Source organism: Pinibacter aurantiacus, from assembly GCF_019130065.1.
In the GTDB taxonomy this organism is placed as follows: Bacteria; Bacteroidota; Bacteroidia; order Chitinophagales; family Chitinophagaceae; genus Pinibacter; species Pinibacter aurantiacus.
The window spans coordinates 72110-88369 of sequence record NZ_JAHSPG010000004.1 but is presented as its reverse complement, the minus strand read 5'-3'; the positions used below and the strand labels follow the sequence as shown (position 1 = coordinate 88369).

The following is a 16260-nucleotide window of genomic DNA, read 5'->3' as shown; positions in this document are numbered from 1 at the left end:
AATATCCCGGGGCTTCGTTGTTTGTAGTTGATTTTGAAGGAATATTAAACCATCGATAATAACCAAACTGTTATGAGACTAACTGTTCTTTTGCTCGCACTTGCGTTAACGTGTGTGCATGTCAAGACTATTGCACAAACCGTAACAATTTCAGGAAGTAACCTGAGTTTTAAGGAAATCTCTTCGACTGTTAAAAAACAAACCGGCTACTTGCTGTTTGTAAAAAAAGGTGATTTGTCCAACCTGAAGCCGATTTCCGTTACAAATATGCCCTTAAAGGAATTTCTTGATCTTCTTATTAAAGATCTCCCGCTTGAATATTCAATTGTCGATAAGACAATAATTATTTCTCCAAAAAAAAATAATCCCCCGGATCAAAGCGTCATTAGCAGTGCGCCTGCTTATCCCAATGCAACAATCGTATCTCTAAAAGTTGTTGATACAATGGGGCATGCACTTGTCGGCGCAAGTGTAAGCGTTAAGAATAGCAAAATTTCAGGAATTACAGGAGGCGATGGAGTTGTAAGACTACCTGTTAATGAAAATGACGTCGTTGCGATATCATTTGTTGGCTACCAGGCAATAAATATTGTTATAACCCAGAGAAATATCAAAGACCTGTCAATGACATTGGGTTTGAGACCAATGGAATCACGACTTGAAGAGATTACGGTTGTGTCAACCGGTTACCAAAATATTGATCGCGAAAAACTTACTGGTGCGGTAACCACAGTTGGTTCGAAAGAACTTTCAAAAAGAAATGCTGTAAATATTTTAGATAACCTTGAGGGCATTGTTCCGGGTTTGGTTAGGTACCAGAATACAACAACAATCCGGGGCGTTAGTACAATGCAAGCGAACAAGGATGTATTGGTAGTAGTAGACGGCCTGCCGATTGAAGGGTCGGTGGCAAACATTAATCCCTACGATGTTGAAACCATCAACGTACTAAAAGATGCCGCTGCAAGTGCTATCTATGGAGCAAGAGCGTCTAATGGAGTCATCGTTATTACTACGAAGCGTGCAAAAGAAGTTGGTAAAACAGTTCTACAAGTTTCCGGTAATGTAACGTATAATGAAAAACCTGATTATAGCTACTATAATTATATGACTCCCAGCCAGCAGGTTGATTGGGAAAGTAATTATTATCAATGGTGGTTTGATGGCGCAAGCGGAACCGTTGCAAATCCTATTACTACTTTAGAAAGTTATATTCAACAGGGGGCACCCATAAGTCCAGTTCAGTATGCCTATTTTCGACAACGAAAGGATCCTTCCAATTTTACAAAGAACCAACTTGATGCTTTACTGAATCAATATCGTAAAAATAATTTTCCCCAGGAATACAAGGACAATGCCTTGGAAAATTTGATACTTCAGCAATATAACATTGCACTGCGTACTAATAATGGAAGATCTCAATCAAATTTGGTGGTGAATTATAAGACTTCCAATGAGGGGATGATAAATTCATATAACAGGCAGTTAAATTTATTTTATAAAGGTAACTATTCGATTGGCAAATGGTTGGATGCAGAGTACGGTATCAATACTGTTATTGGAAAAGGCAGGGCCCACAACAATACCTTTGCCCTCAATCCATTTACCGTACCTTCTTATATCAATCTCTTTAATACGGATGGAAGCAGAGCTTATTACAGAACAAATCAGTTCAACGAATATAACACGATCACAGAAACAACCCCTAAACTTTATTCATTAGCCTTTAATCATCTTGATGAATTAGAAAGAGATTATTACAACACATCGCTTCTAAATACAAGATATTATTTGAACCTGAATTTTAAGATTCTTCCAGGTTTAACCTTTAACCCAATGTTTCAGTATGAAGACAACAGAGGTGACGCATCTGCCTATTCTGAAGCGGGTAGTTATTCGATGAGATGGTTACAGGATGTATATACTACCAGGTCCGGCAGCAACGGCAATTATACCTATACAAATTTATTGCCGCAGGGTGGTAGATTAACCTCTACCCAGGTGAAGAGTCCTAGTTATACCGGAAGAGCACAAGCCACATATAGCAAGAATTTTGAAAAACATTACCTGTCAGTTTTAGCAGGAACTGAATTTCGGCAAGCACGTACGTATGGTACCAAAGGTTTGTTGTTAGGATATGATGACCAGTTACAAACGCAATCCACGAACACTGTGAATTTTGGAAGTCTTTATAATGTCACATCAACCTTTTTAAATCCCGCATATTCACCGCAGGCATTCGATTATCCGGATATTGTTGATTCAATGGGATTGATCAACGACGTTAAGCACCGGTATTCGTCGGCTTACGCGAATTTATCCTATGTGTATGATTCCAGGTACAGCCTGTTTGGCTCTATCAGAAAGGATTATGCCGATTTATTCGGTGCAGATAAAAAATACCGAGGGCGCCCGTTGTGGTCTGTTGGCGCCGCATGGATATTGTCAAAAGAAAATTTCCTTCGGAACGTTAGCGCTATTAATTTATTAAAACTGCGAGCTTCTTATGGGCTCACTGGTAATATTGACCCGACAACACCTAGCGTTCTAACTGCCACAACTGGCGTTAACAGCGATACCCAGTTACCGAATGCTACTGTTACCTCACCTCCTAATCCTCAATTGAGATGGGAAAAGACGGCTACTTCAAACCTTGGAATCGATTTTTATTTGTTCAACAATCGCTTACGTGGTGCAATTGATTGGTACATCAAAAAAGGAACCGACCTATTTGCCAAAAAACGATTGGATCCTTCTGAAGGGTTCACCAGTATGGTTATCAATAATGCAAGTATGACCAATAATGGTTTTGAATTAGGTGTCACATACGACTGGGTAAAACCTTCCAAGTTTAATGATTTTCGTTGGAGTACCGGTGTCGTTGCATCATTCAATAAAAATAAGATTACCTATGTAGATGAAGCTACTACAAATCCGATAGATTTAGCTACCGGTATCGGATATAAAACCGGATATCCCGTACACGCACTTTATTCCTATCAATATGCAGGTTTGGACAGTGTAGGGCAGGCACAGTGGTATAATGCTGCAGGTCAGAAAACTTCTGTACAATTAGGAAGTAAGGATATCAATGCACTCGTATATTCCGGGGGGACAGATCCGAAAACTGCTATAGCATTCAATAATGATATTCGTTACAAAGGATTTAGTTTAAATATCTACATGGTTTATTATGCTGGTCATTATTTGAGGGCAAGACAATCACCTACGCCTTATCAAACGCCTTATTATGCAGCGTTGCCTTCCTATTTACTTGACAGTTGGACACCAACAAATAAAAATACTGATGTGCCTGGTAGTGGACAATATTATAGGACAGGCCTTGCAAATACTCAAATGCCCTATTCAGATTTTCTGGTAAGGCCAGCTGATTTTATAAAAATCAGAAACATCATTCTTGCGTATGATTTTCCTGTTGCTATAACATCAAAACTTAAGTCAACCGGAGCGCAATTAAGATTGCAGGTAAATAATCCCAGGGCTATTTGGGTTAAACAGAAAGATGTCCATGTAGATACAGAAACCGGCAGCTTTCCTTTAACCACCTCATATGTCGGAGGCTTTAATATTAACTTTTAACTTTTTACTTGTATGATAAAGAACATAAGCGTTGTTATTATTGCTATAGGCATGATGTTCATAGCAAGTTGCAGCAAATACACAGACATTACACCCAAAGGCAAAAACCTGCTTAACAGGATTGTCGATCTTGATTTGTTACTTAATTATGACTATGCAGGTAATAAGTTTAACTTCATGAATGAGTCAATTTTAATCAATGATATGTATCCCCAGGCTGTAAACGTACCTAACATAATTAATGGTACTGCCAGAGATCTTAACTATTTGTATGTGACATACGATACTACAGTTGATAGAATTAGCTTAACTACCACGGATCCTGTTTACCAGGGTCTGTATTCAGTCATTGCAAACGTATCGAACATTGTGATCGCAAATGTTGATAACGCAAGCGGGGATAAAATTAAAGGCAAACAGTTGAAAGCTGAAGCCTACATTTTGAGGGCCTATATGCATTATCTTCTTGTGAACATATTTGCCAAAGCCTATGATCCTGCAAGTGCTTCCAAGGATGGTGGCATACCTTACGTAACGGATTTTGACCTTGGGAAAGTAAATGCCAAGGTTTCTGTTGAAGAAGTATACAAAAACCTTTTGGCTGATATTGATGCCGGGCTAACATTGAATTCGCTGCCGGATAAGCCGCAGAATAGCATGCGAATCGGGAATGGTTTTGCCTATGCTGTCAAAGCCCGGATTTTGTTATCCATGCGTAACTACACTGACGCATTGACGGCGGTGGAAAAAGCATTGACCTATAACAACGTGCTTGAGGACCACCGTCCATTTTTATCCACCAAAAGTGGGGGACAGGGGTTACCTGTATCAAGGGATGGGCTTAACGCTCCTGATAATCTTTTATATGCGTACTATGGAAAATCTTTTCCAACCACTTTTTCACCAAGCCTGGAAATTTTGAGCAATTATTATGAGCCCGGAAATATCATCAAAGATTCGACTCCTACTTACAATTATTTATATGGTCAAATTTTGTCTGGCATCCCCGGAGTGCCCATGTTTTTATCGGTCGGGGCATATCAACAAAACTCTGCAGGCATGACCGTTTCTGATCTTTACTTAATGAAGGCAGAATGTCTTATTCGTTTGGGCAATTTCAGCGAAGGGATGGATGCCGTAAATGAAGTTAGGAAGCGTCGTATTTATCCGTTCACTCCAAAAAGCGCGAATAACGAGGCCGACGCAATGAATTACCTGCAAAAAACAGATCGAATCGAATTTTTATATACCTGGAGGAATTTTGTAGACCTGAAAAGATGGAATGCAGAAGGGAAGTATAAAGTTACGGTCACAAGAACCGTGAGTGGTAAGACGTATACGCTTTCTCCAGGATCGAGTCTCTGGATATTCCCATTTCCTAAAAATGCAACGGATTATAACCCTAGTCTTAAGCAAAACTTTTAACCCTTCTACCCCTGGCAAATACAAAACAAGTACGAAATAGAAAACGTAAATAGTATGCAAAAATTGAAACTGTCAATTGTATTTCTCTTGACCTTCTTTTTATCTATCGGTATTGGATATGCGCAAAATCAAATCACTTTAAGAGTGTGTGATCTGGCTCCTGAACTGAAGTATTCGAAATGGATAAAAGGAAATCCTGTATCCTCATTGAATGGAGATAAAATTTACGTCGTTGAGTTCTGGGCAACATGGTGCGGACCTTGCATTGCAGCTATGCCGCATTTATCTGAATTACAGGAAAAGTATAAAGAACAAGCCGTTTTTATTGGTTGTAATGTGTGGGAAGGTGCACATTCCTCAGAAAAGAAAAAGTACGAAGATTATCTCCCTAGTATTATGCGATTTGTTAACAGCAGCGCCAATCGAATGAGTTATAACGTGATTGCTGACAACAATGAAGAGGAGATGAGTCGCAACTGGCTTAGGGCAGCGGGTCTTGAAGGTATCCCACAAACCTTTGTAATCAAAAATGGTAAAGTCCTTTGGATTGGCAACCCAGTTGAATTGGACAAAGTAATGGATGGAGTGGTAAAAGGAACATTTGACATTTCCGTTAATAAAAAAGAATCAGAAGCGAAGGCCAGCGAGACCAGGGAAATGGCAGAACGGATCAGGGCCGGTTATACGGAAGTCCAACAAGCAGAAGCGGCGAAAAACTATGATCTGGCGCTTAAATTAGCGGAGGAGAACGCAGTTAAAGTTCCACAGCTCCAGATGGTTTTAAAGGTAGAAAAAATGAAAATTCTTTTTCTTGCAAAAAGAGAAAAGGAAGCACTTGAATATGGCCGTGAGCTTTCGAAGCAGAATGGTTATGCTACAATGGTTGGTTCCACTATTTGTGATGAGAACGGATATTCCAAGGATGCTTATCTGCTTGCCGCTGAAAGTTTTCTTTCTGTCAAACAAACGAATTGTCTCATTTTGGATAAGGCGGCTTTGTCTTACAGTAAGGCTGGTGATTTCAAGGCAGCAGTTGAAACACAGCAAAAGGCTGTTGAACTTGCTAAGATCGAAGTAAAAGATCCCAAATTTGGGGGCCGGGTATTCGACTATACGATTACAGATTTCGAGGCGAAAGTAAAAGCATACCAAGAGCAGATTAAATAAAATCAGGAAGAAAGAAAATCAAATTTACATTCAATATACTTCTAAAATGCAAATTTCAATGAGAGAGATATTAGCGTTGCTGCTTTTCTCTATGAGTTTTCGCTCCTTTGCAGAAAGTAAATCAATAGTGTTGAACAATATTGATACGTTACAAAACAAAAATGAATTGCGCATAGGTGATCCGGCACCTGAGGTGAAAGTGAGGTGGATAAAAGGCAAGCCTGTTCAAAAGTTTGAAAAGGGAATGGTTTATGTTTTCGAGTTTTGGGCAACCTGGTGCGGCCCTTGTATAAAAGCGATGCCGCACGTTACTGAACTGGCAAAAAAGTATGCGGGAAAAGCAACTTTTACGGGTGTAAGCGTGTGGGAACGTGGTAAACCAGGACAAAACATCAATGAGCTTGTTGACAAATTTGTTAAGGACATGGATGATAGGATGGGATACAACGTTGCAATGGATGGTATTGATGGATACATGGTCAAAAATTGGGTAGAGGCAACTGGCCAAACATCAATACCTGCGACCATAATTGTTGATGGCAATGGAAAAATCGCTTGGATAGGTCAACCCATGGAGATGGATAGTGTGTTACTCCAAATTATAGAAGGCAAATTTGATTCGAAAGGCTTCGCAGCTAAGATTGCCAAATCACAGGAGAGTACGTTTAAAGGAAATAAAGAACTGGAAGCACAAGTGGCAGCCCTAAAACCAATCCAGGACGCCATTGATTCGAAAGATTATGGCCTTGCTATGAAACGATACAATTCGACTATCCAGGCCGATCCTTCGAAGAAGAGTTTTTTGTTTATAGCCTATTATACTTCGTTGATTCATTTAGATCCAGACCAGGCCTATAGCGATGCGCTACGTTTTAAAGACTCCGCTATGATTCAATATGCCATCGTTCGCGTTTTTTCAGCTGAAGAAAATTTAAATAAAAAATTTTATGCCTATGCAATTAGTTATTTTGAGAAGCAACCAAATAATTTTGGATTCTGGCCAATGTCAAGCGCGGCTTATTTTAATTTCGGAGATGTGGCCAAGGCAGTAGAGACACTTCAAAAGTTTATAGACTGGTGTAATGCTGCGAAAGCTCCTCCACCAGCTGCATATCTCGAGAAAGAAATGGATAGACTTCAGAGATATAAAAATGTGCTGGAGAAGAAATAGTTTTTATGTAGCATTTTATCAAAGGTCGTCGCCTGTAATAACAGGTGTCAGTTTTTACTTTCTTCATAACATTAACAAAAAATAGTTTAGAAGTATTCGTTCATCGAAAATTAGGTTTTTCTCGTGGTGTACAGGGGAGTGTTATTTTTAATAACCTCCCTTTTTAATGATAATCTGTTATTGGCTATACTTCTAAATTTATTTACTTTCCAGAAACATTTAAAGCCGGGCCCTGGAATGAGCCCGGCTTTGTTATTGTTACAAAATAAAAAATTTAGACTGATCGGCCCCATAATTAAACAATACGTTTTTTTTGATCGGTTTAAGGTTTGTTTGTTCCACCTTTATATCTCCAGTTCGATCACCATTAATGCTAAAGAATATTTCCGGGGTTATTATTGCTTTAATGCTGTCGAATACCAGGTCTTTGCTGTTTTCTATATTGAACAAAGGTCCGTTATGATCGCAGCTTAAAACGATGTCATGCATTTTAATGTTTCGGGCCTCAATGATGTCGGCTCCTTTTTTTGATTTGATGGTAATATTGTCAAGAGTAATATTTTCAATACTCATCTCAGGTAAACCTCTAATCAAAATTGCACGATTGGCGCCTTCGCAGATGATATTGCTAACTGAAAAATTTCTGAATTGAGGGGTGCCTTCGTCAGTTGCCGGTATATCGACTTTTCCATTCGTTTCGGCTAATGATTTTGCTTTTGAAAAATAATACATGTCGAATAAAATAGCATCGTTGACAATGCCATGCATATTGATGTTACGTATATAGACATTTTCAACAATACCTCCGCGGCCCCTCGCAGTTTTAAATCTTAGTCCAATATCAGTTCCTATAAAAATGCAATCTTCAACAAAAATATCATGGGCCCCGCCGGACATCTCACTGCCTATGACAAAGCCACCATGAGCATGATACACAATATTGTTTCTAATGATGATAAATTGTGAAGGCTTTCCTCTTTTACGCCCTTCTTCATCTTTACCGGATTTGAGACAAATACCATCGTCTCCGCAATCTATGGTGCAGTTTTGTACCGCTACATAAGCAGAGGATTCGATATCTATGCCATCACCGTTTTGGGCGCTTGGAAGATTTCTAACGTTGAGATTCTCCATCGTTACATTTTCACTCAATATTATGTGCAGGCCCCATGCAGGTGAGTTTTGAAAAGTAGCATTTTGCAAGAGAACGTTTTTGCAATTCGTTAAAACCAATAAGTTCGGTCGAAGGAAATCCTTGATAGCAGTAAAGTCCGTTGAGTCTTTTTTGGGTTCATCTTTTTGTTTTTCCCCTAATAAATATCCGCTGGAAGGATACCATGTTTTTCCATCGGCGCCAATGATGCCACCTGACGCGATGAGTTTCTGCCATTCGGGTTCGGTCATCTTGTCTTTTTTTACGGAACGCCAGGCTTCTCCATTGCCATCTATCACTCCATCTCCCGTGATAGCGACATTGATTAAGTCGGTTCCTGTAATTGGCGCTAAATTTCTAACGGTTTCCTTTCCTTCAAAATTGGCCTTAACTAATGGGTATAAAGTTTTATCAGATGTGAACTGCAAAAGTGCCGCTCTTTCCAAATGAAGGTTTACATTGTTTTTCAATTGAATCGGTCCGGTTAGCCAGACACCATTGGGTATGAGTACGACCCCGCCACCTTGTTCACTTATCTTTTCAATGGCTCTGTTGATGCTTACGGTATTGAGCGTTATACCATCTGGCTTTGCGCCCGTGGCAAAGATGCTTATGGTGTCATTTTTAAAGACGGGTTTATTTATTGGTGGCAGGTTTGACCATGAATACGGTGTCTTATCCTGCGCCCTCAATACATTGGCGACGCAGGTGCTAAGACAAACGATAAGACTAAGTTTTATATTCCACTTCATGCTGGGTGCTTTCATTGTGCTTTATTCTTATTTTTTTTTATGACTCGTTTAATCAATAGGTCCATCTTGGGTCTCCAATAGCACCACCGGTGGAACTGACAGTTCTCAAGATCGAGTTTTGCGGCAGGTAGAAAACATTCGTCTCTGCTGTCCAACCAAGATCGAGTGTGTTGTTTCCTATCATTGTAATATTGCTGGTTGGGAATGCCAGGTCCGCCGTTGTCTTACCGTTGGTGAGTTTGAAATGATTATTGTTGGTATAGCTAAGCGATGTACCGGCGCCGTTTGCACGAATGGTAGTTGCCTGAACGGTAGCGTTTGGCAAAGGAATGTTAGCGACAATACTATTGGTAATGCTGAATCTTACAGGATTGGCATTGGCGTCCATCAGAACATATTTATCCTTACCGCCAAGATTATTGATGGTGCAATGGTCAAAACTGATGCTAGGCATATTTATCAACACAGTGGAGGAGGAAGCAAGGGCCTGTCCCACATTGTAGAAGGTCGATTTGGTCACCTGCATCGTCTTGAATTCGAGTTTGTCCAAATGAAAGCAGTTATAACTCAATCCTGTTGCCACGTTGTAGATAATGGAGTTGTTTACTTTGATCAAATCCATTTTATAATCACCGGCGTTGGCACCTCTGTTTGCACGCATGAAGCTTGTAGCGGCACCGTGAACTTTACAGTTGTCGACAATTACCTGGGTATAGGTGGCGAGTTCTGCATCAGCTGCTACACCTGTCAGATTAATAAAATATAGTGCGCCTGAAGGCGTGCCGTCCAGATCAATACCGTAAAGTTTAATTCCGGCACCATTTCCACGAAGTGTAAATTCTTTGAAATTCACTTTGGTATCAGTAGGGTCATTGGAAGTTGACTTAAGAGTAATAGTTTTTTGCATTAATACAAAGCTTGTATTTCCGGCATCATAGGTTCCTGGGTTGAGGCCAATGATATCGTTATTGGCTGCATTGTTGATGGCTGCTGCAATATCATCACCCGGGTTTAAGATGGTGGAATACACCGTTGGAGCACCGGTTCTGAAGTTGAGAAATCCACGGCTTTTTGTTCCGGCGAAAATTTCCGCATAGTAGCCGGTATCGGCAACAAGGCCCGTAAAGCTTGTCATCCCTGTACTAAGTTCATCTGCCGTCAACGTGTGAGTGGTCGACGTTCCCCCTTTAACAGCCAACTTAATATCAGTCAGCCCTGGAGTAATACGCCATCTCAGTGTTGCTTTGTTTTCGGTGAGTTCTGTTTCCCTGATAGGTAAGAATATTTGCACACCGTTAATGGCGAATGATGCGCCATTAAGCCATTTCGATTCGGGTTGGTCCTCATACGTGTTAGCCTTTACGCGAATAAAATATTTCGTCCGAAGGGCAACCTGGTCTTCAGTGATCGTCACCGCCGTTGTATCGGTTTTTACTGACATGCTCGTTGTGGCAAAATTTGAATCCGTGGAAATTTCAGCAGTGTAGTTGATGGTCTGACCTCCACTGCGCAAAGGAGCATCCCAAGTTATGTGTGCGGATACTGAGTCCGTTTTTACTGAAACACCGCTGGGCTTGAAAAGTCTCGGCGGTTGCAAGTCTGCACTAGGGTCGTCTTTCTTACAGGCAACTGCACCGATAATCATTGTTGTCAGTATGCCAAACAGGATTTTATTTAAAGAGGATTGTAACATGTTGGATTGTTTTTAGTAGCCGTAGTTTTGAATTGTCTTGGTGTTTTGTAACAAAGTGGTTTGGTGGAAAGGCAACACCTCTTTTTTATTGGATTCGAAATAGACAGCGAAACCGGTAGAAGTACCTGTAATGGAAGCTTCATTTAGGCTGGCCCGCCAATTTTTGGTGGTATACCCGGAAGGTGCCGTGGATGTACCTAATCCTGGTTGGAATAGCGTTACACTCGGCGAACCACCATATGTATCCAAAGTCGCAAATTCCAGGTTAGCGTTGATAACATTGTAAGGTGCAGCTTTCGAATAAACATAATTGGGAATGTTTGCGTATACACTTTCACCGTTCATTAGCTGGCGAAGTTTGGTACGTGTTTCTTCAAATTTGGCGCCCATGATATTCCAACGGATAAGATCGTATTTACGAATGCCTTCCGCGCCAAACTCCAGTAGTCTTTCTTTTACTATGGCATTGAAGAAGTCAGGATAGTTGTCAGGCATAACGGGCAGTCTGTCCTCATGTCCTAAAAATGCTCTCTTTCTAACTTCCAGTAAAGCGTTTTTGCCTTCTTCAGTAGGCCCATTGTTCAACTCATTGTCTGCTTCAGCGAAATACAATAAGACATCTGCAAATCGGATTACCGGCCAGTTTACAGCCAGGTTTTGGGTGGTGCCAACCATGTTTGTCCAGGAGCGACGGAATTTTGCGTCGGTCATGTTGTTTAAAGTGTTCATCACTTTTTGGCTAGTTGCATCGATTTCATAAGAACCGATTGTTACATCACGGCGACAATCACCAAGTTGGTCAAATTCGTAGAAATAAGTTGGGATGGCCAGTTCTCCGCCTCCACCTTGTCCAAACCTGGAGGATGCATTGATGCGCAAACCGTTGTAATAGCCAAGTTTCGTATCGGTACGTGCGCCTGCGCCATAAGCCCCCACTTCAAACATCAGTTCAAAAGTGGGATCGGTTCTAGTGCTTGTATGCAGTGATTTGAAAACATTTTCATAGCTTGGATTCAGGCTATGCTGATCTCTTCTGTTCATTAACTCTTTGCATTCATCGTAAGCAACCTGGTAGTATTTTTTATAATCGCTGCTTCGTTCCATCATGTTGGTTTCTTTATTCATCATGTATCCAGCGCGAAACATCGCAATGCGGGCACGCAAAGCTTTTACCGCTCCCTTGGTAAACCTGGTATCAGGGTTGGGAGATTCGGTGCGCCATGGAACCAATTGTTCTGCTTCCTTCAGGTCTTCTAACAGGTGCTCAAGTATGATCGGGCCTGCTGTTACTGATGCATCCAGTACAGCAACTTTTGACGATGGTTCCCATTGTGCCACAACATTTCCCCAGTTTTTTACGAGTGACAAATAGAAATGTGCACGCAATGCCAGTGCTTCTCCCAAATAGGAGCCCATCAGGGCTTTTGAATCCGATCCTTCGGCATATAAAGCAGAATTTTTGATCCCGTCAATACAAATATTTGCCCTTTCAATGCCTGAATACAATTGATTAAATCCATTCAGCAACTCACTGTTTTCATAGGTGGCTCCATACATACTAATGCCCCGGCGGTCCTGCGGACTGTAACTACCTGAAGTTTTAAAATCATCTGCAGACAGGGCCCAGATAGTACCTTCTTTGGTGACACCATTGTCTCCGCACAATTGGTTGTAGACACCAATAAGTGCGGAGTTGGTGTATGATGTGCTGGTGAATGCTACAGCTTGAGAAATGGTTGAGGGGTTTTCAATATCAAGATACTTTTTGCAACCAGTTGAAGTATTTAAGACGATGGCCATTCCAATGGCAATAAGACTTTTGTTATATTTTGAGTTTAACATTTTACAATCATTTTTTTCGTTTGATTAAAAACCAATTTCCAAGCCTCCAACGATATAACGGCTACGCGGGTACGCTGCATAGTCAACTCCGGGTGTCAGCGGGTTGCTTCTTCTTGTATTGGCCTCAGGATCATAACCGGTGTATTTGGTAAATGTCCAAAGATTGTTTACCGTAGCATAGAAGCGGAACCTTGAAAATACTTTTGTTCGTTTGATGAAATTTCCCGGCAACGAATACCCTAGGGTTACATTGGAGATGCGAATAAATGAACCGTCTTCAATGGCATAACTGGTGAGAATGTAATTCCCCGCTGGAGGGGTCCAGAATGTTGTATTGGCATTCATTGCTTCAAGTTGTTTTGGATCAGTCACTTTTACGCCATTGTCATCGTACCATTTCCATCTGTTGCTAACAACTTCCAGCATGTTATTGTCTTTATACAGATACTGTCCGGTAAATTCAGTTTTGTTTGCGTTATAGGTTTTATTACCATAAGAGAAGTTGATGAACAGGGAAGCGTCAAAATTTTTATAGGAAAATTGCTGACCCAGGCCACCTGCAAATTTTGGAAAGGCATTGCCTAAGATTTTTTTGTCTGCTTCTGTAATATCATCGCCTTCTGTACCTGATATTTTTTTAAGCTTCATGTCGCCTGGTTGTGGCGCTTTGCCTCCAAGAGCAATCGCACTGGCATTCGCAATGCCCTTTTTTAAAGTAAATGAATAGCTGTTAGCGGTTGCATTGTATACTGCATCAAAATCTTCCAGTTCATAACGGCCATCACTTTGATATCCATAAAACTGCCCGATAGAAGAACCAACTTCAGCCAGGAAGTCGTTACCATTGATACCCCCGGATGCCACAGTGTAAGATTTTTTAGGATTTCCATATTGGTCCACCCCCAGGTTGACTATCCTGTTCTGATTATGTGAAATGTTGAAATTGATCGTATAATTGAAATTTTTGTTGCTTACCACCCGGGCATTTAATTGGAGTTCAATACCCTTGTTGGATGTCTTTCCTATATTTTGCAATTGGCTGGTGTAACCTGATGTGGAGGGGATTTGTGCAGTTAACAACAAGTCTTTCGTGTTGTTGCTATAAACATCTACCGATAGGTTCAATTTACTATCGAGAAAACTCATGTCAAGGCCAATATTTCTTGATATGGTTGTTTCCCATTTGATATTAGGATTGGCAAAAGATGATGGAGCAAAACCTGGTGTCACGGCTTCTACTACCGCATACCCGTTGTTGCTACTGGAAGCATACAGTGTTTTATACAGATCCACACCGATACGGTTATTACCTCCCGCACCATAGCTCAATCGCAGTTTCAGGTTGTTGAACCAACTTTGTTCAAGCTTCTTGAAAAAGTTTTCTCGAGCAATGTTCCAGGCCAACTGTGCAGAAGGGAAAGTTGCATACCTGTTTTCAGGTGCGAAAAGCGATGATCCGTCACGCCTTACAATAAACGATGTCATGTATTTATCCCTGAAAGAATAGTTTGCGCGTCCAAACCAGGACGACAGACGTGTCTGGGAGACAGATGTAGTGGGAGGATCCTGGATGGCGCCCGAAGGTGGTGTTGCTTTTTGGATACCGGCATAGGCCTGATCCGCTGTTATATCTACCGGCAGCCATTTTACATTTACGGCTGCGTTATTGGTGTTGCTTTGATTGATTTCCTGACCCAACAAAAGGGTGATACTATGGTCCGCTTTTATTTTCAGATCATAGGATAAAGTATTTGTATTGGTGAGGGTGATGGTATTACTATTTGACATATCCACGACAGGCATGTTCGCATTTTGCCTTGCCACCGAAGTGATGGCACTGCTAAACTGATTTGTTTTTCGATAGCTATCCGTAACACCAAACACTGTCTTGAAATTCAAACCTGGCAGGATCGAATATTGGGCATTGATACTTGATATCACCTGATTGAGGTAGTCCGTTTTGTCCACAGCGTTTGCATCAAGCACAGGACCGGTGAGGTTTGTGAGGTTGGCATAATCGGGGTCAAATTCGTCCGCTGATGAACTGCCCTCTCCCAAATCTTCATAAGGTTTATAGCGCACGGCATTACGCAATTTATTATTGCTTTGAGACCCAGTATTGGACGTACCTGCTCCCCATACCTGCTGTCTGCTGTAACGCGCCGAAAATCCCCATTTAAATTTTGGCGAAATGATATTGTCATATCGGAAAGCTGTAAAAATTCGACCTGCTCCGGAATTCAGCATAATCCCATCTTCTTTGTAATTATTAAGGGTAAAATTGAAGTTAGACGCTTTGGTTCCGCCATTGATATTAAAGCTTTCTGTATGTGAAAATGCGTCGCGGCCAAAAACACGATCCTGCCAGTCAACAAATGGAACGTTTTTGTAAATATCAAGGTCTTCCCATGTTCCGTAAGATTTGGTAAAGGCATCTTTGGTTTGCTGATCGGAGTTGTTGTTGTACAATTGGTATTGATACATCACATAATCATAAGGCTTCATTACAGGCAGTTTGTTAACAATCGAGCGTACACCGGCAAACCCGTTGAAAGAAACGGTTGTTCTTCCCCCTTTTCCGCCTTTGGTAGTAATGAGGACTACACCGTTTGCGCCACGGGCTCCATACACCGCCGTTGAGGCGACGTCTTTCAGCACGTCGATGGATTGGATCTCCTGGGGAGAAATAATTGCCAGGGCATTTTCCACCTGGATTCCGTCAACGATATAGAGGGGTGAATTATCCTGTGTAATTGAACCGCCGCCACGAACCCGTATCAATATATCGGCTCCCGGTTTACCTTCTGAGGTTGTTACCGATACGCCCGCCAGTTTTCCCGCCAACGCTTCTGCAGCGGTAGCTACCGGAAAATCTTTTATGTCTTTTCCGGTAATGGACGACACTGCTCCGGTGACATTTCTTTTGGCGACGCTTCCGTAACCAATGTTTACAACCACGTCATCCAGCATCTTACCTTCATCTTCCGTCATTTTTACGTTAATGGTAGTTTGATTGCTTACCACATATTCCATCGGCGCATATCCGATATACGAAATGGCCAATACTACATGGTCACTTTGCGGCACTAAAATCCGGAATTCTCCTTTTTGGTCCGTTAATGTACTTTTAGTGCTTCCTTTTACCTGGACCGTCGCTCCATTTAGGGGCTCGTCGCCCTTTCCTGAAATCTTGCCAGTTATATACTTTGTCTGAGAAAATGCCATGTACTGAAACAGGCAGAGGAGGGCCGCTAATAGAGGGATTCTTTTCATGCAAGCGTTAGTTTTTGGGTTAAGGCGCTGGTATATTTTGTCTTACGGCGCCATTAAATTATAAGTAAGAGATCGCCAAAAGCAGCAGAAGGAAATGCCTAAGGCCGCAATCGATTGGATAACAAACCTATGAGGATCAGTAGTGTAAAAGGTGGAGAAATTCGTAAAAAAGGAATAAAAAATG

General features: G+C 41.2%; 8 protein-coding genes. 4 read left to right on the top strand and 4 right to left on the bottom strand.

Annotated elements, in window-relative coordinates; translation table 11 throughout:
- Positions 1 to 72 precede the first annotated feature (72 nt).
- Genes KTO63_RS09095 through KTO63_RS09080 form a run of 4 tightly spaced genes read left to right on the top strand, consistent with a single transcriptional unit; the run spans position 73 to position 7363 of the window.
- Positions 73 to 3600, top strand: a complete 3528-nt coding sequence (locus KTO63_RS09095) for a SusC/RagA family TonB-linked outer membrane protein (protein WP_217790945.1) — start codon at positions 73 to 75, stop codon at positions 3598 to 3600.
- A 12-nt stretch (positions 3601 to 3612) separates the two neighbouring features.
- Entirely contained in the window at positions 3613 to 5025 is a 1413-nt protein-coding gene (locus tag KTO63_RS09090) for a RagB/SusD family nutrient uptake outer membrane protein (protein ID WP_217790944.1), read from the top strand.
- A gap of 54 nt (positions 5026 to 5079) precedes the next feature.
- The gene (locus KTO63_RS09085) at positions 5080 to 6192 is read left to right on the top strand and encodes a TlpA family protein disulfide reductase (RefSeq protein ID WP_217790943.1); all 1113 of its coding nucleotides are present in this window, start codon (positions 5080 to 5082) and stop codon (positions 6190 to 6192) included.
- A 58-nt stretch (positions 6193 to 6250) separates the two neighbouring features.
- A complete protein-coding gene (locus KTO63_RS09080; protein WP_217790942.1) occupies positions 6251 to 7363 on the top strand; it encodes a TlpA family protein disulfide reductase in 1113 nt (370 codons plus the stop codon).
- Between the two features lie 258 nt (positions 7364 to 7621).
- Here KTO63_RS09080 and KTO63_RS09075 read toward each other — a convergent pair whose 3' ends face one another.
- Genes KTO63_RS09075 through KTO63_RS09060 form a run of 4 tightly spaced genes read right to left on the bottom strand, consistent with a single transcriptional unit; the run spans position 7622 to position 16076 of the window.
- Complete coding sequence (locus KTO63_RS09075; protein WP_217790941.1) at positions 7622 to 9268, bottom strand: glycoside hydrolase family 28 protein; 1647 nt, start codon at positions 9266 to 9268, stop codon at positions 7622 to 7624.
- 52 nt (positions 9269 to 9320) lie between these two features.
- Entirely contained in the window at positions 9321 to 10961 is a 1641-nt protein-coding gene (locus KTO63_RS09070; protein WP_217790940.1) for a DUF4957 domain-containing protein, read from the bottom strand.
- 12 nt (positions 10962 to 10973) lie between these two features.
- Complete coding sequence (locus KTO63_RS09065; protein ID WP_217790939.1) at positions 10974 to 12803, bottom strand: RagB/SusD family nutrient uptake outer membrane protein; 1830 nt, start codon at positions 12801 to 12803, stop codon at positions 10974 to 10976.
- Positions 12804 to 12827: 24 nt separating this feature from the next.
- Complete coding sequence (locus tag KTO63_RS09060) at positions 12828 to 16076, bottom strand: SusC/RagA family TonB-linked outer membrane protein (RefSeq protein WP_217790938.1); 3249 nt, start codon at positions 16074 to 16076, stop codon at positions 12828 to 12830.
- Positions 16077 to 16260: the final 184 nt, after the last annotated feature.